The following is a 20,918-nucleotide window of genomic DNA, read 5'->3' as shown; positions in this document are numbered from 1 at the left end:
ATCCCACCACCGTCCCGACCCCCCTCCCCCACCCCCTCGCGCTCCCCCCGGGGGGGCCTGGTGGCCGGCCCCCGCGCGGTACCGGCGCGCGTCCGTACCGGCGCGCTGTTCGTTGTCTAGGGCGCGATGTTCTGGTTGAGGTGGAACAGGTTGCCCGGGTCGTACTTGCGCTTGATCTCGACCAGCCGGTCGTAGTTCTGCTTGTAGTTGTCCCGGATCCGGCCCTGATCGTCGCCGGCCATGAAGTTGATGTAGCCGCCGGACTCGGAGTGCTGTGAGACGTCGTCGTAGTACGACTGCACCCACTGGATGTTCGCCTCGTTGTCGGCCGGGTCCGGCCACATGCCGGCGATCACGGTCGCGAAGTTCGCGTCCCGGTAGGCGAAAGCGGTCGCATCCGGAGTCACCCGGTGGCAGGCGCCGTTGATCGGGTAGATGTGCACGGTCGCGTTCACCGAGGGCATCCCTCGCGCGTGCCGCAGGTGGGCCTGGATCGCCTCGTCGGTGAGCTCGGTGACGAAGTTCGCCTTCCAGTAGTGCTGCAGCCCGGGTGGGACCAGGGCGTCGAACATGCTGTTCAGCACCGGGTACGGCATCGGGCCGACGAACTCGGCGACCACCGGCGCGAGCTCGCGGAACTTCGAGATCTCCGCCTGCCCCTGGTCCGGGTCACCGGCCCAGCACCCGACGATCAACGTGAACAGGTCGCCGTGCCGGTCCTCGGGGATGAACGGCAGCGGCGGCGCGATCTGGAACGCCGGGAACCCGCCGAGCTGCTCGGGCGCGGCACCGATCAGGTCCTGGAAACCACTCAGTACGGCGGCCCCGTCGGACATCTCGAACAGCATCGGGCCACCCCAGACCGTCGACACCGGCGCCAGCCGGAACTCCAGCGCGGTCACCACGCCGAAGTTGCCGCCACCACCGCGCAGCGCCCAGAACAGGTCGTCGTTCTCCTTCTCGCTGGCGATCAGGAACTGTCCGTCCGCGGTCACCACGTCCGCCGAGATCAGGTTGTCGCAGGCCAGCCCGAGGCCGCGGTCCAGGTACCCGATCCCGCCGCCCAGGGTGAGACCGCCGACGCCGGTGGTCGAGATGATGCCGCCGGTCGAGGCCAGCCCGAAGGCGTGCGTGGCCGCGTTGAAGTCGCCCCAGGTCGCGCCACCACCGGCCCGCGCGGTCCGGCTGACCGGGTTCACCCGGACGTTGCGCATCCCACTGAGATCGATCACCACACCGTCGTCGACCGTGCCGAACCCGGGCACGCTGTGCCCGCCCCCACGCACCGCCAAGTCGAGCTCGTTCGTCCGCGCGAAGTCGACCGCGGCCATCACGTCGCCCGCGTTCTCACACCGCACCACGACCCGCGGACGCCGGTCGTGCATGGCGTTGTTGACCCGGCGTGCCTCGTCGTACCCCTCGTCGCCGCCGGTGAACACCGGCCCCCTCGTGCGTTCCCTCAAGTCCTCGATGGTGCCCATTGCCCCCTCCAGAGCCGAACCTCCCCCAGGCCCGTATCTCCCCGACCCTCCTCCGCGCCCCTGGATGCGTCAATGGCCTGCTGCGGCCTCCTGGAGGGCGGCTGCGACTGCGTCGACGACCGGTGTGCGGCTTCGGCGGGTGAGTAGGAAGACCTCGCGTCCGACCACGCCTTCTGCAGGCAGGCAGAGCGCGACTCCGGGAGCGCCGTACCCCAGCACCAAGTCAGGCAACAGCGCAGCTGCTCCGGTGGTGCGGACGAGCTCGAGCAGGATCAGGAAGTCGTCGGAGTGATAGCGCACGTCGGGCTCGAACCCGCCGAGCTCCCGGCACACCCGCACCTGCATCTCGTGCTGACCGGTGCCCGGGTGGCAGGCAGCCCACGGTACGTCGGCCAGTCGCCCGAGCTGCACGCGATCTGCCCCGGCCGCGGGGTGGTCGGCGGGCAGTGCGACCTGAATGCGTTCGCGCAGCAGCCGCTCGCGATGCAGGTCCACGTGCACTGCCCGCGGCTGTCCGTCGTACTCGTCACCGACGACCACGTCCAGTTGCTGCAGCCGCAGCGCCGGTGCGGCCTGCTCCACCTCGATCTCTGCGGCCTCGATGCGGATGTCGGCATGGCTCGCGGCCAACGCCCGTACAGCTGGAGCCACGATGCGCAGGAACGCCGACTGGAAGGCCGCGACCCGCACCACCCCAGCGGCACGCCCTGCCGCGACCGAGGCCAGCTCCGCCTCCGCCGCCTCGACCCCTTCGAGCAGTACGGCGGCATGCCGCACGAGCACCTGGCCGGCAGGGGTCAGTCGGACGTTGCGGCCGATTCTCTCGAGTAGCGGCGTACCGGCTTCTCTCTCCAGCACCGACAGCTGTTGGGAGATCGCACTGGGCGTGTAGCCGAGCGCACGGGCGGCGCCGTGCACGGTGCCGCGACCGTGCACCTCGCGGAGCAGTCGTAGGCGGTGGAGGTCCAGCATCTGTTCAGCATAGCTACACGATCCTGTACATGAAGCCGCGATAGACCTGAACAGTCCTGAACCGGGACCATCGATGCCGTGGGACGCCTCTTCTGCTTACTTTCCGCCGCCGGCTTCGGGGCGATGGCTGTGTTCGGCAAGCTCGCCTACGACGCGGGTGTGTCGGTGGATGCGCTGCTGCTGGTCCGCTTCGGGCTGGCTGGTGGGCTACTGATCGCTATAGCGCTCGCACGCGGCGCACTGCGCCAACTGCCTCGCCGGGCCGTGCTGGCCGGGCTTGGCATGGGTGTGTTCGGCTATGCGGCGCAGTCCGGGCTGTACTTCTCCGCACTGGCCAGGATCGACGCCTCACTGGTGGCTTTGATCCTGTACGTGTACCCGGTGCTGGTCATGGCCGGTGCCATCGCACTCCGCCGGGAGCGGGCGTCGCGGAGGCGGGTATGGGCGCTGGGGATCGCTCTCACTGGGATCGTGCTGGTGCTGAGTGGTGCGTCGACCGGGCGGTTCGACTGGCTGGGCGCCCTGCTGGCACTGGGGGCTGCATTCACCTACACCGGCTACATCCTGGTCGGCGACCGGGTGACTGCGGACGTGCCTCCGCTCGCGTTGAGCGCACTGGTGTGCACTGGGGCGTTCGGCACGTTCCTGGTGGCCGGGTTCCTGCGTGGCGGGACGGACCTGGGGTTCGCTCCGGTGGGCTGGCTCTGGCTGGCCGCACTGGCGGTGGTCAGCACGGTCGGCGCGATCCTGCTGTTCTTCGCCGGTATGGCGCGGGTCGGTCCGTCCGTGGCGTCGATCCTGTCCATCCTGGAGCCGGTGGTGACGGTACTCGCCGCGGCGGCTGTGTTCGGGGAGACGCTCACGGTGACCCAGTGGCTCGGCGGGTCGCTGGTGCTGGCCGCCGTACTGGTGGTGCAGTGGCCGCGCCGTCAATCGTTGTCTGGACTTTCGGCGGGTTCGGCAGAACCAACGGCAGACTTGAGGGTATGAACCGGCGGATGACGTGGGCGGGAGTCGCTGCGCTTGTGATGACGGCCGCGATCGCCTGTACCTCCGAGGACGGCGCGGCACCTCCTGCGTCCACTCCGAGCGCCACCTCCTCGACCCCCACCACGTCGTCCGCTCCTCCGCCTTCTCCGTCGGCCACACCATCTGCCACGCCGACGGCCAAGCCGACCACCACCGCGCCGCCGCACCCCGTCTCGTTGCAGGCGATGATGACGAACAAGTACGACGGCCGAAACCTCCGCCTCGGCCGGGTGCTGGCCCGCAACGCCGCCTACACCCGCTACCACGTGACGTACGCCAGCGGCTCGCTGACGATCTCCGGCATCATGAACGTCCCACGCACCCCCGGCCGGCACCCCGCATTGGTCCTGAACCACGGCTACATCGACCCGGCGATCTACACCAACGGCCGCGGCCTGATGCGTGAGCAGGACTACCTCGCCCGGCGCGGGTACGTCGTACTGCACACGGACTATCGCGGACATGCGCAGTCCACTGACGACCCGCGCTCCGACCTGAACCTGCGGCTCGGCTACACCGAAGACGCGATCAACGCCGTACTCGCACTGCGCACGTCGCCGTCCGTCGACCCGAACCGGATCGGCATGCTCGGCCGGTCGATGGGCGGCGGGGTCACCTACAACGCACTGGTCGCGCAGCCCGGGCTGATCAAGGCTGCTGTGGTCTTCGCCCCCGTGAGCTCCGACGCGGCCGACAACTTCAACCGCTGGCAGCGCAACGACCGCCCGATCGCCTCCACCATCCTGCGCGCGTACGGCGAACCCGCCCGCAATCCCACGTTCTGGCGCAACGTGTCGGCGATCAACTTCTTCGACCGGGTCACCGAGCCGGTGCTGATCCACCATGGCGAGTCCGACTCGACCTGTCCGATCGCGTGGTCCCGTGAGGCGCTCGCTGCCCTCAAGGGGGCCGGCAAGACGGCGACGATGTACAGCTATCCGGGTGAAGAACATGCGTTTGGACCAGCCTGGCCGACCTCCATGGCCCGGACAGTCACCTTCCTCAAACAGCACGGTGTCTAGCGGTTTGCGTGCATGATGGTGGAGTGAGCACGGAGCTGGTCGGCCGTGACGACGAGCTCGCGACGCTTGGGGGACTTGTCACCGCACTGCCGGCATCGTCGGCCGCGGTGATCGTCAGGGGCGAGGCGGGTATCGGGAAAACGGCGTTGGTCCGCGTCGTCCTGGACGGTGCGGGCTCTGCCGGGCTGCGGGTGCTTCGGGGCGCGTGTGCGCCGATGTCGGGGGCGGTCGCGTACGGCGGGCTGGATCCTGCGTTGATGGCCGCCCGCAGCGTTGCGGACGGGCTGGTGGAGCCGTCCGCGTCGTCTGCTGAGGGTCGGGCGCGGGCTGTGGGTGCGACGCTGGCCTACCTGCGTGAGCTGGCGCGCGACGGCGCCGTACTGGCAGTTGAGGATCTGCACTGGGCTGACACGTCGACGCTGGACTTCCTGGCGCACCTCTGCCGCAACCTGCCGGAGTCAGGCCTGCTGGTGGTGTGCAGCTGGCGCGACGAGGACACAGACCCTGCTCGTGCAAGCTGGCTCGGTGAGCAACTGCGCAACCCGGCGATCGTCGATGTGTCCCTTCGTCGACTGACACTGCAGGAGACGGTCCGCCAGCTGGCCGACTATCCAGCCGAGCTGGGCGAGACCGTGTACAGGCAGAGTGCGGGCAACCCGTACCTGAGCTCTGAGCTCGCTCGCGGTGGGGCACGGCCGTCTGCTTCGTTGCGACAGGTACTGGGTTCCAGGCTGGACGCTGTAGCGCCGGCGACTCGCCAGGTGGTCGGGATCGCGACCACGCTTGGCCGAGCGCTGACCGATGACGAGCTGCTCGTGGCGGCATCCGGTGACGCAGCAGCAGTTCATGAGGCTTACGAGTCCGGTCTGATGGTGCGCGAACTACCGCAGGGGTGGATGGCACGACATCCCGTGCTTGCCGAGGTTGCCTACGAGCAGCTGCTCGCGGGCGACCGCCGGGCGCTGCACAGGCGGATGGCTGAACACCTTGCAGGCTTGCTGTCTGCGCACCCCAGCGCTGGTGCGGTAGCCGAGGTAGCGGAGCAGTACGAACGCTCGGGTGACCCGGACCAGGCCCTGCTGTGGGCAGTGCGCGCTGCACAGCTGGCTGAGCAGGGGTTCGCGATCGCAGAGGCCGGCCATTGGTACGCCGTCGCGGCCGCGCAGTGGGATGACGCCGTACACACCCGCGCAGAGGTCCCGGCGAAGCTGGCCTTGCTGAACGCCGCAGCCGGCCACCTCGGCGCTGTTGGGCAGCCTGATCGAGCCATGGCACTGCTGTCGGATCTGTCGGCGGACACTGCTGCCGCTGACCTTGTGGTGAGCGCAGCGTTGACGCGCAGCTGGCTGGCCATGGTCCTCGGCGGCACTGACGATGCGGTCCGAGACGTCGAACTGGCCGAGTCACTCGCTTCGCCCGACGACGAGCTCACCTGGGCGCGCATCTACGCACGGCGCGCCATGGTGATCGCCACGGCACAGCGATGGGACGAGGCGATTGGTCCGGCACGAGCTGCGCTCGAGCTCGGAACGCGCTGCAACGACACCCGAACGATCGGCACCGCCCAGATCCTGCTGGGTCTCGCGGCGGTGCTCGCCGGCGACATCGTCGAAGGACTCGGGCGGTACGAGATCGCGCTGGTGATCGCACACCGCCTCGCCGAACCCGAGGACCTGGCGATGGCCGGCGTGATGCTGACCGACTTCCACTGGCGGCAGGGTGACACCGAACAGGCCGCCCGCGTCGCGCGGGTGATCCGGCGCGCGGTGCGCCCGCTGATGCTCGGGCGGCACTGGCTGGAAGACGTGATGGACTCGAACGTCGTCGCGGCGCTGTACGAGGCGGGGCGATGGGACGAGGCACTGGACTGGCTGTCGGAGCCGTCGGGACCGTCCGAGCTGGGCTTCTTCCAAGGGGTGCTCGCTCTGGTGCGCCTGGCACGCGGTGACGTCACTGCCGCTGCGGAGCTGCAGGACCAGGCGGAATCGCTGGTCGAGCGTGATCAGCCACAGTTCGTGGCGTTGTACGGCGAGGTGCAGACGCGCCTGCTGCTGCAGACCGGCCGCGCCGAGGAGGCACTGCAACTGGCGTTGTCGATCGCTGAGCGAGTGTCCACGACCCTCGACCCACTGGAGAACATCGACCTCTTGGCCGCCGGGCTCGAGGCGGCGGCGACCGTGGCTGCGCCGGAGGCTCTCGAGCGGCTCGTCTCGTTGCTCAAGGCTGCGATCACTGGCCGGGCGGCGGGCGCGATGGTTGCGATGGTCGAGGCCGAACGCTCGCGGGCAATCGGTGAGCCACGTGCTGAGTCATGGCTGACTGCAGCTCAGGAGTGGGCCGCGCTGGGTCGGCCGTATGACGAGGCTCGTGCGCGAGTGCATGCTGCTGAGGCGTTGCTGGAGCGTCGAACTGGGCCGGAGGTACGACGTACGGCCGCCGAGCAGCTGCGGGCCGCCAAGCGGTTCGCGGAGCAACTGGGCGCCGTACCTCTGCTCGCGGACATCGACCGTCTCGGGCAGCTGGCTCGAGTCGACGTCCGGGTCGACACTGGTCGGCAGACAGCCGAGCTGGATGGGGCTGTCTGGCCTCCGGTGCTGACCGAACGCGAGCAGCAGGTGCTGGCGTTGCTGACCGAGGGGCTGACCAATCGCGAGATCGGCGAGGCGTTGTTCATGAGCCCGAAGACCGCGAGTGTGCACGTCACGCATCTGATGGAGAAGTTCGGCGTGCAAAGCCGGGTACAGGTTGCTGCAGTGGCCGCGCGACTCGGGCTGGACAAGCCCTGACGGATCAGGTGGTTTCGGTCCGGCGACGCTTGTACAGGTGGACGCCGCCCAGCGCCAGGCTTGCGCCGGCTACTGCGGTGCAGCTCGCCAGAAGCGCGGCGACGCCGTCGTCGTCGGTGGTGGTGGTGCTTGCCGTTGGCGGGGTGACGAAGTCCGGCTCCTTCGGGTAGTTGTGCAGGTGTCCCGCCGGTGGGTCGCGGGGTACGACGACCTCGGGCGCTCGACGCTCTTCCGGGGGCTGGGCCGATGCCGTCGCCGCAGCCAGGGGGCTGAGGCAGACGACGAGCATGGTGCCTGCGATGACTGACGTCCGGTGGATCATGGCTCCTCCTCGTGATGATCTCTCCGTGTCTCCACGGTCGATCACGAGGCCGGACGACCACATCGGGCGTGCGCCCATACATCAGGGCGCCAGGACCTTATTTCTGCCCTCAGGTTCCTTACATCCGGTCTGCTGATCCCGCGCAGTAGGCGAGGGATCAGCAGGCAGGGCCTAGGCGGGCTTGCGTGCGCTGACGGCGTACATCGTCAGCGACAGGTGGAACGCGCCGCGGTCGGCGGCGTCGGCCAGGTCCTTGGCGAAGGCCTCGGCCTCGGCCTCGGTGATGACGCCGGCATGAAGGGCGGTGAGGTGCATCATCGAGGCGAAACCCTGCCGGGCGCGTTCCTGCGCCTCGATCCAGGTGGCGGCTGTCTCGCCGGTGATCTCCAGGCCGGCGGCGGCGAGCTGGCCGCGGAGCCGCCGGCCGGAGTACGGGTTCGCTGAATCGGCAAGGAAGTGGTCGATCATCTTCTGAAGCACGACGGGATCCGCAGGATGCACGATCGCGGTCGCCCAGTCCGTGTCGATCAACACGATCCGCCCACCAGGCCGCAGTACCCGAGCCATCTCCCGCACCGCCCCGCCCGCATCCGCCACGTGCTGCAGAACCCGCTCACACCGCACAACATCAACCGACTCCCCCGCCAACGGCAACGCCCCCACATCCCCATCAACAAACTCCACACCCCCGCCGTCCCCCACCCCAGGACGCCCCGCAACACCATCCGCCCCCGCCTCGGCAACAGCCTCCACCCTGGCAGCGACCCCCACCTCACCCTCGGCCCCGGCCCCGGCAGGAGCCCACGTCGTCTTCGCAGCAGCCCCCGCCTCACCCTCCACCTCCGCCCCAGCAGCGGCCTCAGCCTCACCATCCACCTCCGCCCCGGCAGCGGCCTCAGCCTCGCCATCGGCCTTCCCGTTGGCGGCGGCCGTCTTGGCGGTGGCTTTTGATGCTCGGTGGTGGGCTTCGGCTCGTAGGCCGGGGCTTGGCTCGATGCCGATCGCGTGGCCTTGCGGGCCGACCAGCTTGGCGAGGGCTACGACGTCCTCACCGGTGCCCGAGCCGACGTCGACGGCGGTCTCCCCCGCGACCGGCGCCAACTGCTCGAGCGCCCACGCCCTCAGCGTCTGTACGGCGGGCCGCCGCGCCATCAGGTCGAGCACCATCGCCAGCTTCGCGGCGTCCTGCGTCTCCGCGTCCGCGATCTTGAAGCTCCCCCGCGACGACAGGTCGATCCCGGACTCGTCCGTCTCCGTCATCCCACTCCCCCTTCAGTGCGATCGAGCGTAGCGCCGTACGTGTCCGGGACCGACTCCGTCTGCCCGTTAGGGCAGCCACCCGGGCTCGTGCACCACAACCGGCCGAACGTCGTGCGTCACGCCATCCACTCCTCGTCGCGCAGCCGCAGGATCGCCCACCCCGCCGCGGCGAACCCGGCCGCCTGCAGCCCCCAGCCGAACAGGTCGAGCGTGTGACTCACGAGCACGATCGCCGCGATCGCGTGGATCGGCTGCGAGATCGCCGTCGCGACCGCGGCCCACCGAGGCACCAGCCGCGACCGCCACATCGCGATGCCGAGCAGGATCGAGCCGATCACGTGCCCCGCGACGAACACGAACCCGGCCAGGTCCATCGACCCGTGCGTGACCTCGGCTGCCCGGGTGATCGCGGCCGGGTCGAGCCCCGCCGTACCCGCGGCCCAAATGAAGATGTCGCCGGACGCCGTCCACGGCAACGCCAGATACCCCGGTACGACGAGCAGCAACGCGATCGCGGTCAGCCAGGGCGCACGCCGCCGGGTCAGCCGCCCCACGAAGTACGCGCCCGGCACCAGCGTCAGGATCCCGACGAACCCGAGCCACAGCACCAGTGAACCCCGGTCGAGATTGTCGACAATCTTATTGGTGATCGTCGACATGTCGTCGACGGTGTCGTATGGCAGGAAGTACCGCAGCAGAGCGATCGCGGCCGGACCGATCGGCAGCAGGATCGCCGCGAACCACCGCGACACCGTCCGTACGTCGACTCGCGGCGTACTCGTCATCGTCTGGCTCATCGCACACCCGCCAACTCACGCGACGGCAGCAGTACGGCGACGACGCCGAAGACCGTCGCCGCCACGCCGACTCCCGCAGCGGCCACCGCCGCCGCGGGGACTCCGGACTCGAAGAACGCCGGTACGGCGAGCAGCGCCGACGCGAGCCGGAGCGTGATCAACGGCGCCAGCGACCACCGCTTGCCTCTCCACGCGAACCCGATCAGCACCAGACTCACCAGCCCGACCACCGCCGCACCGATCGCAATCACCATCGGCGGGTGCTCCCCATCGGTCAGCACCGGCATCAGCAGATCCCCCACGGACAGCAGACCGAGGACAACCAAACCCAGCTTGTACATGTTGTTCCCCTCTCTCAGGCCACCACCGTCCGCCGCCCACCCCACCCACCACCTGAGGCCGAACTCCCGCACCCCCGGGAAATCCCCCCGCCCCTCCCAGGACCCCATTCCCGAGACGCCACCCCCCACCCAGGCGCACACTGCCGCTATGAACCACCAGGCGCCCGCCGAACAAGCCGTCACCCCAGCACGCGCCGGCCCCGGCGAACACCACCTCTGGGCCAGCGGACAACACCTCCGCTCCCACGGACAGCTACACGCGGTCGGCGGGGAACACCTCCAGGCCTACGGACGGCTCTGCGCGGCCGGTGGGTCTCAGTCCAACGACAAGCTCCACCTCGGGGGCTTTCGAGGGTGGGTGGCGGGGGTTGGGGGCGGGGCTCGGGGTCTTTGTGGTTGCTGAAGTTGTCGGGGCGGTTGTGCTGGCTGCGGTGGTGGGGTGGGGCTGGCAGAACGCGGTAGATGCGTTTGTGGTGACGAACGGGTTGATGGGCCTGACGTTCGGGCTGTGTGGAGCGGCGATTGCGTGGCATCGGCCGAGGAACCCGATCGGGTGGTTGTTCATCGCCGACGGCATCGGGCACGCGACCACTGCGGTCGCCACGCCCCTCGGTCAACTGCTCTCGGACGCCGACGCGCCGATGGCTGCCCAGCGCCTCCTCGTCACCCTGTCGATGTGGGCCTGGCCGTGGTCGATCGGCCTGTTCCTGCCGCTCGCGCTCCTGCTGTTCCCGACCGGCCGCCTGCTCTCGCCGCGCTGGCGCTGGGCCGCGATCGGCATCATCGCCACCTCACCGCTGTTCGTCCTCGAGATGACCGGCGCGGGCGACGCCCCCGGCCAAGGCCTCCCGCGCGGCTACCTGACCATCTCCACGTACGACGACCTCGCCCCACTCTGGACGCTCACCGAGCTTCGCAACATCGTCGCGTTCCTCCTGGCGATCACCTGCCTGGCGATCCGCTACCGAAGGGCCGACGAAATGGGCCGCCGGCAACTCTTGTGGTTGCTGCTGGCATCCGTCGTCGCGATCCTGTTCATCACCCCGTGGTCGTTCCTCGCCGGCACGCCGATCCTTGTTTTACTGGCGATTCCGCTCATCCCGATCGCCGTCGCGGTCGCGATCGTGCGCTACCAGCTCCTCGACATCCGGCTGGTCGTGTCCCGCGCCCTGACCTGGGGTCTGCTGTCACTGGTTGCCATCGGCGCCTATGCGGCCCTCGCCGCGATCCTGGGTTCGCTGATCTCTTCCCGCGTCGGCCGCTCGGCGGCGATCACCGTCCTGGTGGCGCTGATCATCGCCCCGATCCTGCCCCGCCTGCAGCAACTCGTCGATCGAGCCCTGTACGGCGATCGCCGCGACCCCGCCCGCGTCGCCTCCCAGGTCGGCGAACAACTCTCCGCCGGCCTCCCCGGCGTGGTCGCCGCCATCCGTTCCGCGCTCCGCTTCCCGTACGTCGGTCTGATTGTCGACAATAGGATCGTCGCCGAATCCGGCGCCCCGCCGCCCTCCGTCGTACCCCTGGAGCTCGAGTACGGCGGAACCGCGGTCGGAGCGCTGCACGTCGGGCTCCGGTCCGGCGAGTCGGCGCTCGCCTCGGCGGATCGCAGTGTGCTCGGGCTGGTCGCCGTACCGCTCGCCGTCGCCGTGCACGCAACGCGGCTCTCAGCCGAACTGCAGTCGTCCCGCGAGAAGCTGGTCTCGGCCCGCGAGGAGGAGCGCCGCCGGCTCAGACGCGACCTCCACGATGGTCTCGGCCCGACGCTGACCGGGGTCGCGTTCACCGCCGACGCCGCGGCCAACCTGGTCTCCACCGACGCCGCCAAGGCCCGCGACCTCCTCGCCATGTTGCGGACAGTCACCCGTACGGCGATCGCCGACGTACGACGGCTTGTCGACGATCTCCGACCACCCGCGCTGGACGAGCTCGGACTCGTCGGCGCGCTGAAGCAACGCGCGGATCAACTGTCGTTCCGCGCCGACGGTGCCTCGGTCCGGGTGGAGGTGTCAGCGGAGGGACTGCCACCGCTCCCGGCGGCGTTGGAGGTTGCGGCGTACCGGATCGCGACCGAGGCGTTGACGAACATCGTCAGGCACTCGCGCGCGACGTCCGCCGTACTAGCGTTGCGCTGTGGCGACGATCTGGAGATCGAGGTGACCGACGACGGACCGCCGAACGGCGAGTGGCGGCCAGGCGTCGGCCTGCACGCGATGCGAGAACGCGCCGCCGAGCTAGGCGGCCACTTCGAGGCCGGCCCGTCCCCCACCGGCGGCATAGTCCGAGCAACCTTCCCCTTGGAGCCCGGATGACGCGCGAGGGAGCCGGGATCATGCGCGGAGCGCAACCGACGCACCGAGCGCTGACGACCCGCGAGGAGCCCAGATGACTCCCGAACGAGCCGAGACCATTCGCGTCGTGCTGGCCGATGACCACCCCGTTGTCCGGGCGGGACTGTCGGCCCTGCTCACCTCGCTCCCCGGCATCGAGGTCGTCGGCGTCGCCGCGACCGGGCGCGAGGCGATCCGCGAGGTGATCACCATCCGCCCGGACGTCGCCGTACTGGACCTCCAAATGCCCGACCTCGACGGCTTCGCCGCCACCCGCGAGCTGGCGCGCTCAGCACCAGACGTCGCCGTACTCGTGCTGACCATGTTCGAGGACGACGACTCCGTCTTCGCCGCGATGCGCGCCGGCGCCCGCGGCTACCTGGTCAAAGGTGCCGAGCAGGACGAGATCGCCCGCGCCATCCGGGCAGTCGCGGCCGGCGAGGCGATCTTCGGCCCCGGCGTCGCCCGCCGCGTGCTCAGCTTCTTCTCCGCCCCACCACCAGCGGCCGACCCGTTCCCCGAGCTCACCACCCGCGAACGCCAGATCCTCGACCTGCTGGCCGCCGGCCTGTCCAACTCCGCCATCGCCCACCGCCTCGACCTGGCCGCCAAGACAGTCGCGAACAACGTCTCCACCATCTTCACCAAACTCGGCACCGCCGACCGCGCCACCGCCATCATCCAGGCCCGCAACGCCGGCCTGGGCACCGAGAACCCCTGAGTTCCAGGCCACCCGATGGGTGCAGATCGACAGGTAGTGCACCTGCGAGACACCGTACGCGCCCGGAAGCCGACGCTCGGCTGCACTACCCAGCGCCGCACACCTCCTGTCGATCGGTCCGGCTAGTCGATCGCGCGCAGGTAGCGGTTGCCGATCGTGCGCAGATGCTGGACGAGCTCGGGTGGGCCGTCGACGTGGAAGTCGAGGCCGAGCATGCCGATGTAGACGGCAACGATCTCGAGGGACTCGGCGCCGGTGACGAGGACGCTGGTGTCGTCGTCGACCGACTCGACCACGCCGACGGCCGCGTGGATCCGGGACAGCACCTCCTGCGCGGGCGCGAACACCGTGATCCGGGCATGCACCTTCCACCCGGTCGTGGCGACGTCCCGCAGGACGAAGTCGGTGTAGTCGTCCCCCGGCATCGGCCGCGGCTGGTACCGCCGGCCTGTTGCCATCCGCAACGACATCCAGTCGACCCGGTACGTCCGCCACGCGTCGGCCTCGTCCCGCGCGACCAGGTACCAGTACCGCTGCCAGCTCACCAGCCGGTACGGCGCGACCAGGATCGGCAACCCCGATGACGCCGTACCGGAACCTGGCCCGCGGATCGGGCCGTCGGTGGGGATCTCGTAGTCGAACCGGAGGTAGTGCTCGTCGCGGATGCACGCCGCGATCGCGGTCAGCACGGCCGGGTCGATCTCGGGGTCCTGTACGTTGGAGCCGGTGTTGTCCGGGCCCTTCTCCATCGTGCTGTGGATCGCGCTCACCTGCCGCCGGAGCCGATGCGGCAGCACCTGCTCCAGCTTCGTCAGCGCCCGCGCGCTGCTCTCCCCCATCCCGGCCACACCGGCGCCGGTCCGCAGCCCGACGGCGACCGCCACCGCTTCCTCGTCGTCCAGCAGCAACGGCGGGAGCTTGGCGCCGACGCCCAACTGGTAGTGCCCGGCCGGGCCGCGGGTCGCGTCGACCGGGTAGCCGAGCTCGCGCAGCCGGTCGATGTCGTTGCGGATGGTCCGCGTCGTCACCTCGAGCCGCTCGGCCAGCTCGGCGCCGGTCCAGGCCGGGCGGGTCTGGAGCAGGGCCAGCAGGCTCAGCAACCGCGACGAAGTCTCGAGCAAAATCGGTCTCCCAAATAGGAATCAAATGTTCCTATATGGATTCTACGGTAGAGCCATGAACAACAACGAGAGCATCCGGCCCTTCACCGTCGACATCGCCCAGGCCGACCTGGACGACCTGAACGCCCGCCTGGCGCGGACGCGGCTGCCCGAGCCGGCCCCCGGCGACGACTGGGACTACGGCACCCCGAACCACTACCTCCGGGAGATGGTCGACCACTGGCAGAACGGGTTCGACTGGCGGGCGCAGGAAGCGCGGATGAACGAGTTTCCGCACTACCAGACCGACGTCGACGGCCAGACCGTGCACTTCATCCACGTCCCGTCGAAGGTCGAGAACGCCACGCCGCTGCTGCTGGTGCACAGCTACCCGGGCTCGTTCGTCGACTTCCTCGACATGATCGCGCCGCTGACCGACCCGGTCGCGTACGGCGGCTCGCCCGAGGACGCGTTCTCCGTCGTCGTCCCGTCCATCCCTGGCTTCGGTTTCAGCACCCCGCTGGTGGAGCGCGGCTGGACGATGGCGCGGGTCGCCCGCACCTTCGACACCCTGATGCGCCGGCTCGGCTACTCGTCGTACGGCGTCCATGGCTCCGACGCCGGCGCGATGGTCTCGCGTGAGCTCGGCCTGCTGAACCCCGAAGGCTTCCTCGGACTGCACGTCCTGCAGCTGTTCTCCTTCCCGTCGGGCGACCCGGCCGAGTTCGAGAAGTTCACGCCGGCGGACTACGCGGCGCTGGAGCACCTGCAGTGGTTCCAGTCGGTCGGCGGGTACAACCAGATCAACGGCACCCGGCCGCAGACCGTTGCCGTCGGCATCTCGGACTCACCGGTCGGGCAGTTGGCCTGGAACGAACTGTTCAACAGCTTCGGCAACGGAACCAGCCTGGTGACCCGCGACCAGATCCTGACCGAGGTCTCGCTGTACTGGTTCACCAACACCTCGGCCGCGGCCGGTCGCTACCACTACGAGGAGGCCCACTCCGGCGTCGAGCCGGCCCAGAACCACGCCCCGACCGGGGTCGCCGTCTTCGCCGACGACTTCAAGACGATCCGGCCGCTGGCCGAGCGCGACAACACCAACATCGTGCACTGGTCGAACTTCGAGAAGGGCGGCCACTACGCGTCGCTCGAGCGGCCGGACGAGCTGACCGCCGACCTCCGCACGTTCTTCCGCAACCTGTAGCCAAGCTGTAGACAACCCTGCAGCCAACCCGTAGACGCCAACCCCGTGCGGCCCCGCACCCTGCCCAGGGTGCCTGGGCCGCACCGGCATGTTGTCGACAATCCTTTCGTCGACAGTCAGCTTCCGCGGTACGTCGAGTACGCGAACGGACTCAGCAACAGCGGGAGGTGCAGCCGCGTGGAAGGATCGACCACGGTGAAGGCGATGATGACCTGCGGGAACATGCAGGTCCGCCCGGTCTTGGCGAAGTACGCCGCCGTCTCGAAGACCAGCCGGTGATCGCCGGCCCGCCCGAGCGCCGGCCCCAGCTCACCGACCCGGCCGTCCGCATCGGTGCTCCCGGAACCGAGCACCGTGAACGGATCGAGCTCCTCCAGCACGACCGTCAGACCTTCCGCCGGCCGGCCGGTCACCAGGTCGAGTACGTGCGTGCTGATCATTCGTCGACCACCTTCCGGGTCGCCGTACGCCCTACCTCCGGTGCCCGTTCGGACTCCGGACCATGCCTTGCGCCTGCGCCTGGGCTTGGGCGTGGCGAAGCCCGGGGCTTTCACGCACCCGGGCTCCGGTCGACTCCACCCATCACGAGGGACGCATAAGCGGAGCCGTCCTCCGTCGCCCGATCGCAGGTGCGCGGTACCCACGCGGGGGGTGGCGTGGTACCGCCCTCGATCTCAGAATGACCGGCACAGGCAGGTCGGGAAGCGGAGCCATGCTCGGGCTTGTGTCAGCACGCACGCCCGGGCGTCCTACTGTGTCTCCTTGGTGAGCCGACCCCGTCAGCCACATTGCCGGATGATGCTTCGAAGCTACGCCTACGTCACCACCAGCACAATGCGTGGGCAGGCCCGTCCCTCGGTGTCACAGCCAGTCAAATGGGCACCGGCGAGGCCATGAGTGTCGTGGCGATCACCGGGGCGAGTGCTGGAATCGGGCGGGCGTGTGCGCGACTTTTCGCCGACCGCGGGTACGAGGTGGGCCTCATCGCCCGTGCTTCGGACGGACTCGCCGGGGCTGTCGCCGATGTCGAGCAGGCTGGGTCGCGGGCTGTCGCCGTACCGGTCGACGTGAGTGACGCCGAGGCTCTGGAGAAGGCATCGCTGTCGATCACCGAGGAGCTCGGGCCGATCGATGTCTGGGTCAACAATGCGATGGCGACCGTGTACGGGCCGTTCCTGGACATATCGGCCGACGAGTACCGGCGGGTGACCGAGGTGACCTACCTCGGTTTCGTCAACGGGACGCGGGCCGCGTTGCACCGGATGATGCCGCGCGACCGTGGCGTGATCGTGCAGATCGGGTCGGCGCTGGCGTATCGCGGGATCCCGCTGCAGTCGGCGTACTGCGGTGCGAAGCATGCGGTCCAGGGGTTCACTGACTCGGTGCGATGCGAGTTGCTGCACGATCGGAGCGCCGTACGGCTGGTGGAGGTACACATGCCGGCCGTGAACACGCCGCAGCTGGACGCCGACCTGCTCGCAGACGAGCGGGCCTTCCGGATCCAGCGGTCGAAGCTGCGTCGCCGTACTCAGCCGGTGCCGCCGATCTACCAACCCGAGCTCGCGGCTGAGGCGGTCTGGCACGCTGCGCATCACCGGCGGCGACAGGTTTGGGTCGGCCTTCCGACCGTTTACACGATCCTTGGCGAGCGGTTCGCAGGTCCGATGCTGGACGCGTTCCTGGGGCGCACGGGCTACAAGAGCCAGGAGCTCGACGAGCCGCGTCCGGATGACGACCCGGACAACCTCTACGACCCGGTCCCCGGCGACCACGGAGCCCACGGGCCCTTCGAAGCCTCGTCGTACAGCCGGCAGCTCCGGCTGAACCTGTCCCGCCCGGTCGCCCGCGTCGCCGAGGCGATCGACGTAGGTGCTGCGGCCGCGGGCCGAGCCCTCGCGCGCCTTACCGGCTGAGAAACGCTTCCAGCACACCCTCGTCGAACGTCGGCTTGTCCACCTCGATCGACTCCGCCCCCACCGTCAGCCGGACCGCCCCCGGCCCATGCCGCCGGCAGATCCAGCTCTTCAGTACGTCGACCAACGCCGCCACATCCGCCCCCGACAGCGCGACCGCCATCTCCGGCGCATCCCCGATCCCCGCCTGAGTCATGAACTCCTGCTCAGCCAACTCCTTCCGCAACTGCTGAACAACCTTCACCCCCCGCCCGTCATCCCCCACCACCCGAACCTCAACCCACCGCCCTTCACCCATCCCCCCAGGCTACTCAGAACCCCCTGTGGATAACTCCCGCCACGGCGCGCTGAACCTTCCTAAGCTGTCGTTTATGGCCCCTGAAACCGAACACCTCCTCCCGAACGGCGACCGCGTCTGGGTGCACCCCACCGCCGAAGCCGCGCAGCACCTGCCGAACCTCCTAGAGCTCTTCCGCTCCGGCGCGGCCGAGCCGCTGATCTTCGGCGACGCCGGCCAACCCGAGGCCGTCGTCATCCCCTTCGAGGTCTGGCGCGCCCTCGTCGAAACCGCAACGGACGAGGAAGGCTTCGACTCCAGCTACTCGATCGTCCGTCACCGACTGAAGAACTCGCAGCCCTCCATCCCCATCGAAGAAGTGGCTGCCGAGCTCGGCTGGGACCTCGACGAGGACATCGACGACTCTGACCTGCCGAAGCCGAAATGAGGCGGTACCGCCTCCTCATCAACAAGGAACTGTTCCAGCAACTGATCGAACTCGAACGAGCTGCCAAATCTCAGCAACCTGGCGGCCTGCGGCACCGTGAACTCCGAGCACTCAGGCTGGGCCTACGCGCCCTGGCCAACGGCGAAGAAGAGCGCTACAACGGCAAACGGCTCGGCTTCATGACCCACGACCTCAGCGACTGCGCGGAGATCAAGCTTCCCGTTGTTGCCGAGTCCCGGCACAACCGCGAACTCGGCCCGTCGCACCGCTTGGTCTACCGCGAGTTCGAGCCTGTGGACGGCGGTCTCCCGTACCGCGAGGTCGTTTCCTTCGAACCCCGTGGCGACGACCGCCCTTTTGACGTCGCCGCATCCCGTCTCGGCCGCAACGCCGGCGTCAGGAGGCAGACCGTCTACGCGACAACCGCCACCTCCAGGGCCGCCCCGATCCGTCAGCCGCTTCCACCCGACCTCCGCCAAGCCCTTTCGACAGCCTTCGCCGGCGTACCACCGTCCGGAAGCGCCGCCGCCCCAAGGCCACCAACCATGCACCGACACATCGGCCCACGCCGCGGCGCACCGCCGAACCGGGAGCTCTGACCGGCCTACGCCCCAATTGAACCGCCCGGCCCTCCGCACCGTTCATCGGAGTGTGACGACAGTCACACCATCGACGTACGCCTCGGTGAGGGAGGAGCACATGGTGGCAAGAAGAGCACATCTACTGGCTGCGGCCATTGCGATCGGGGTAGTAGCCACGGCATCGGGCAGTGTGGCGACCGCAGGCCGTGACGACTCGGGCAATACGGTCCGCGAACAACTGTCCGGCTACGAGGAAGACCCGGCCCCGATCTCGACGGACGGCACCGGCCGGTTCCAGGCCCAGATCGACGACCGCAACGACCGGATCACCTGGCGCCTCAGCTACTCCGCCTTGGAAGGCACGGTCTCACAGGCCCACATCCACTTCGGCGGTAAGGCCCAAAGCGGCGGCATCAGCGTCTTCCTCTGCACCAACCTCGGCAACGGCCCCGCCGGCACCCAACCCTGCCCCGCGGCCCCCGCCACAATCACCGGCACAATCCGCCCCGCCGACATCATCGGCCCAGCCGGACAATCCCTACTCCCCGGCCAATTCGACGACTTCGTCAAAGCCATCCGCAACGGCACCACCTACGCCAACGTCCACAGCAGCGCGTTCCCCGGTGGAGAAATCCGAGCCCAACTAGACCACCACCACAACTGACCAAACAAACCCAGGGCGGGCCAACCGGCCCGCCCTGCTGATTGATCGAATCGACGCGGCCGTCAGACCTCTGCCCGGGACGGATGCCAGGCGGGGAGGTGCGCCGCGTCGCGTGGATACGCGCGCTGGTCATCCTCGAGCAGATCCGGCGTCCCACCACCCTCGAACGGCGGCGTGTCGTAGTCGAACTCAGCCTCGAGACCACCGCCTGGGGTCACGCTGAACACCGCGTTGTACCAGGTCCCCTTACCTTCCTCGTACATCGCATCGCGCAGGTCGTCACAAGCCATCTGCGCGTCGACATCGATGCTCGCCCCTGCATCAACCGACCCATCCAGCATCTCGACCGCCAGCTGAGTCTCCATGGTCGCCGCCACCGCAGAAACCTTCAGCGAAGCCTTCGCCCACCCTTCGGGAACCACCTCCACCATGGCCGACCCGATGGTCTCCAAAGCTGCTTGATCAGGAACCGGCATCTGTGTTTCCTCGTCTGCCCTGCCGGGCGTTCCGGATGGTCTGCTGCGTCACAACACTGTCGATCGAGTACCTGACGGCAATCAAGTCTGGACGATTCTTGTCGGAGCGATACACCAGGTCAATCTGCACCTCGACCTCCGAACCAGCCTCCAGCGCCGCTCGCCACGCGTTCTCAGCTTTCTTGTACGCACTCAGGTTGACGCTGTTGCCGACCATCGGCGTCAGGTTCATCTTGCCGATCGGACCGCGGAAGATCCTGGCAAAGATGTGCCCAGCATGGTCGCCGGGAAGCTTGTCATCGAGAGCCCGCTGTGCCCTCGTGTCACGAGGATGCTTCAAGTCGAGAACATCAAGCACCGCCTTGGCTCGAACCACACGACCGGCGCGATCGGTGTCGTAAAGAAACCGTTCATCGACCCTGATGGTGCTGTCAGGCGGTGGCCTGCTCAGAAGCTCCTTGTGATCCGGCTCCTCGGTTGACAACTCGATGATCGGCACGCTCGGCTTAGCCGGTCCATCAGGTGTGCCTGGTCGTGTCGAGCTCGGTCGAGCAGGGACCGTTCGTTCACCGCTGACCATTAGATCCGCCCACCCGCGAGCCTTCGGAGGCGTCCCAGCGGCCAGATGCGCCGCCCGCTCGCAGGCATCGGCCGCGGCTGCTAGCTGGTATGCCGCCTGCCGAGCAGCGGCGTTTCCAGACAGATGGTTCGCAATGAATGACGCGTTGTCTCGGCACTGCGCAGCGAGCCGCTGGAGATAGCTCACCATCGAGGGCACCTGATCGAGGCACTCGATCAGTCCCCGGGCAACCCGCTGCAGTTCGGAGGGCATTCGACCTAGATCTGATGCGCGTAACTAGCGCAGCCTGCCGCGGCCATCTGTAGTGCCTGGACCGCGTCACCGACGGCCTTGCCGGCCGCATCCAGCAACTCACAGATATCGCGATCAGTTCTGGTAGCCGATCCCGCAATCAGGGCCTGGACCTGTGCACTGCTCTGGCCGAAGTTGTTCTGGAAGCCGCCAAGGCTGCCGGCCGCTCGATTGGCCTCCATGGACATGTGGTGTAGCTGCTCTTTCAATTGCTGTACGACGGACATGTGGCTTCCTCACGTGGAAGGCGGGGGCCGGCGCGGGCGTCAGGACCAGCACACCGACCCCCGCTGCTCAGCTGGTCGATTGTCGAGGCTCGACGA

General features: G+C 68.6%; 22 protein-coding genes. 10 read left to right on the top strand and 12 right to left on the bottom strand.

Annotation, left to right across the window (positions count from 1 at the left end; genetic code table 11):
• Positions 1–116 precede the first annotated feature (116 nt).
• Positions 117–1,481 carry an FAD-binding oxidoreductase gene (locus AB0H36_RS24235; protein WP_360527515.1) on the bottom strand — a complete coding sequence of 455 codons (1,365 nt, stop codon included), beginning with the start codon at positions 1,479–1,481 and terminating at the stop codon, positions 117–119.
• A gap of 69 nt (positions 1,482–1,550) precedes the next feature.
• Positions 1,551–2,453 (bottom strand): LysR family transcriptional regulator, encoded by a 903-nt coding sequence (locus AB0H36_RS24230; protein ID WP_360527512.1) that lies wholly within the window; start codon positions 2,451–2,453, stop codon positions 1,551–1,553.
• A gap of 78 nt (positions 2,454–2,531) precedes the next feature.
• Between AB0H36_RS24230 and AB0H36_RS24225 the strand changes: the two genes are divergently transcribed.
• The 3 genes from AB0H36_RS24225 to AB0H36_RS24215 are packed head-to-tail and all read left to right on the top strand — an operon-like array spanning position 2,532 to position 7,290.
• Complete coding sequence (locus AB0H36_RS24225) at positions 2,532–3,443, top strand: DMT family transporter (protein WP_360527509.1); 912 nt, start codon at positions 2,532–2,534, stop codon at positions 3,441–3,443.
• A complete protein-coding gene (locus AB0H36_RS24220; RefSeq protein ID WP_360527506.1) occupies positions 3,440–4,504 on the top strand; it encodes an alpha/beta fold hydrolase in 1,065 nt (354 codons plus the stop codon). Before AB0H36_RS24225 ends, AB0H36_RS24220 begins: the two co-directional genes overlap by 4 nt.
• 23 nt (positions 4,505–4,527) lie before the next feature.
• A complete protein-coding gene (locus AB0H36_RS24215; protein WP_360527503.1) occupies positions 4,528–7,290 on the top strand; it encodes an AAA family ATPase in 2,763 nt (920 codons plus the stop codon).
• Positions 7,291–7,294: 4 nt separating this feature from the next.
• Here the strand turns inward: AB0H36_RS24215 and AB0H36_RS24210 are convergent, their stop codons facing one another.
• The 4 genes from AB0H36_RS24210 to AB0H36_RS24195 form a co-directional block, all read right to left on the bottom strand.
• Positions 7,295–7,612, bottom strand: a complete 318-nt coding sequence (locus AB0H36_RS24210) for a hypothetical protein (RefSeq protein WP_360527500.1) — start codon at positions 7,610–7,612, stop codon at positions 7,295–7,297.
• Positions 7,613–7,783: 171 nt separating this feature from the next.
• On the bottom strand, positions 7,784–8,872 hold the full coding sequence (locus AB0H36_RS24205; protein ID WP_360527497.1) for a methyltransferase domain-containing protein: 1,089 nt from the start codon (positions 8,870–8,872) through the stop codon (positions 7,784–7,786).
• A gap of 116 nt (positions 8,873–8,988) precedes the next feature.
• Positions 8,989–9,669 carry a hypothetical protein gene (locus AB0H36_RS24200; protein WP_360527494.1) on the bottom strand — a complete coding sequence of 227 codons (681 nt, stop codon included), beginning with the start codon at positions 9,667–9,669 and terminating at the stop codon, positions 8,989–8,991.
• Positions 9,666–10,010 carry a hypothetical protein gene (locus AB0H36_RS24195; RefSeq protein ID WP_360527491.1) on the bottom strand — a complete coding sequence of 115 codons (345 nt, stop codon included), beginning with the start codon at positions 10,008–10,010 and terminating at the stop codon, positions 9,666–9,668. The genes AB0H36_RS24200 and AB0H36_RS24195 overlap by 4 nt, the downstream gene beginning before the upstream one ends.
• A 392-nt stretch (positions 10,011–10,402) precedes the next feature.
• Between AB0H36_RS24195 and AB0H36_RS24190 the strand changes: the two genes are divergently transcribed.
• Positions 10,403–12,319, top strand: a complete 1,917-nt coding sequence (locus AB0H36_RS24190; RefSeq protein WP_360527488.1) for a histidine kinase — start codon at positions 10,403–10,405, stop codon at positions 12,317–12,319.
• A gap of 73 nt (positions 12,320–12,392) precedes the next feature.
• Positions 12,393–13,058, top strand: coding sequence for a response regulator transcription factor (locus AB0H36_RS24185; protein WP_360527485.1), 666 nt, complete (start codon positions 12,393–12,395; stop codon positions 13,056–13,058).
• Positions 13,059–13,180: 122 nt separating this feature from the next.
• On the opposite strand, the gene AB0H36_RS24180 is transcribed toward AB0H36_RS24185, so the two are convergent.
• On the bottom strand, positions 13,181–14,179 hold the full coding sequence (locus AB0H36_RS24180) for a WYL domain-containing protein (RefSeq protein ID WP_360527482.1): 999 nt from the start codon (positions 14,177–14,179) through the stop codon (positions 13,181–13,183).
• 55 nt (positions 14,180–14,234) lie between these two features.
• Here AB0H36_RS24180 and AB0H36_RS24175 point away from each other — a divergent pair, with 55 nt between their 5' ends.
• Complete coding sequence (locus AB0H36_RS24175; protein ID WP_360527479.1) at positions 14,235–15,365, top strand: epoxide hydrolase family protein; 1,131 nt, start codon at positions 14,235–14,237, stop codon at positions 15,363–15,365.
• A 116-nt stretch (positions 15,366–15,481) separates the two neighbouring features.
• Here the strand turns inward: AB0H36_RS24175 and uraH are convergent, their stop codons facing one another.
• On the bottom strand, positions 15,482–15,805 hold the full coding sequence (gene uraH / locus AB0H36_RS24170; RefSeq protein WP_360527476.1) for a hydroxyisourate hydrolase: 324 nt from the start codon (positions 15,803–15,805) through the stop codon (positions 15,482–15,484).
• Positions 15,806–16,240: 435 nt separating this feature from the next.
• Between uraH and AB0H36_RS24165 the strand changes: the two genes are divergently transcribed.
• Positions 16,241–17,278, top strand: coding sequence for an SDR family oxidoreductase (locus AB0H36_RS24165; RefSeq protein WP_360527473.1), 1,038 nt, complete (start codon positions 16,241–16,243; stop codon positions 17,276–17,278).
• On the opposite strand, the gene AB0H36_RS24160 is transcribed toward AB0H36_RS24165, so the two are convergent.
• Positions 17,268–17,522, bottom strand: coding sequence for a hypothetical protein (locus AB0H36_RS24160; RefSeq protein WP_360527470.1), 255 nt, complete (start codon positions 17,520–17,522; stop codon positions 17,268–17,270). The genes AB0H36_RS24165 and AB0H36_RS24160 overlap by 11 nt on opposite strands.
• 79 nt (positions 17,523–17,601) lie before the next feature.
• On the opposite strand from AB0H36_RS24160, the gene AB0H36_RS24155 reads away from it, so the two are divergent.
• The 3 genes from AB0H36_RS24155 (at position 17,602) to AB0H36_RS24145 (ending at position 19,248) form a co-directional block, all read left to right on the top strand.
• Complete coding sequence (locus AB0H36_RS24155) at positions 17,602–18,003, top strand: hypothetical protein (protein WP_360527467.1); 402 nt, start codon at positions 17,602–17,604, stop codon at positions 18,001–18,003.
• Positions 18,000–18,602 carry a hypothetical protein gene (locus AB0H36_RS24150; protein WP_360527464.1) on the top strand — a complete coding sequence of 201 codons (603 nt, stop codon included), beginning with the start codon at positions 18,000–18,002 and terminating at the stop codon, positions 18,600–18,602. The genes AB0H36_RS24155 and AB0H36_RS24150 overlap by 4 nt, the downstream gene beginning before the upstream one ends.
• Positions 18,603–18,702: 100 nt before the next feature.
• Complete coding sequence (locus AB0H36_RS24145; RefSeq protein WP_360527460.1) at positions 18,703–19,248, top strand: CHRD domain-containing protein; 546 nt, start codon at positions 18,703–18,705, stop codon at positions 19,246–19,248.
• Between the two features lie 62 nt (positions 19,249–19,310).
• On the opposite strand, the gene AB0H36_RS24140 is transcribed toward AB0H36_RS24145, so the two are convergent.
• From AB0H36_RS24140 to AB0H36_RS24130, 3 genes are all read right to left on the bottom strand, one after another.
• Positions 19,311–19,724: a hypothetical protein gene (locus tag AB0H36_RS24140; RefSeq protein ID WP_360527457.1), complete on the bottom strand. Its 414-nt coding sequence runs from the start codon at positions 19,722–19,724 to the stop codon at positions 19,311–19,313.
• Positions 19,711–20,223 (bottom strand): DNA/RNA non-specific endonuclease, encoded by a 513-nt coding sequence (locus tag AB0H36_RS24135; RefSeq protein ID WP_360527454.1) that lies wholly within the window; start codon positions 20,221–20,223, stop codon positions 19,711–19,713. Before AB0H36_RS24135 ends, AB0H36_RS24140 begins: the two co-directional genes overlap by 14 nt.
• Positions 20,224–20,561: 338 nt before the next feature.
• Complete coding sequence (locus AB0H36_RS24130) at positions 20,562–20,822, bottom strand: hypothetical protein (RefSeq protein WP_360527451.1); 261 nt, start codon at positions 20,820–20,822, stop codon at positions 20,562–20,564.
• Positions 20,823–20,918: the final 96 nt, after the last annotated feature.

It is taken from the genome of Kribbella sp. NPDC050820, assembly GCF_040653975.1.
Taxonomy (GTDB): domain Bacteria; phylum Actinomycetota; class Actinomycetes; order Propionibacteriales; family Kribbellaceae; genus Kribbella.
Note: the sequence above shows the minus strand (reverse complement) of the source record. Positions and strands in the feature narration are given on the sequence as shown.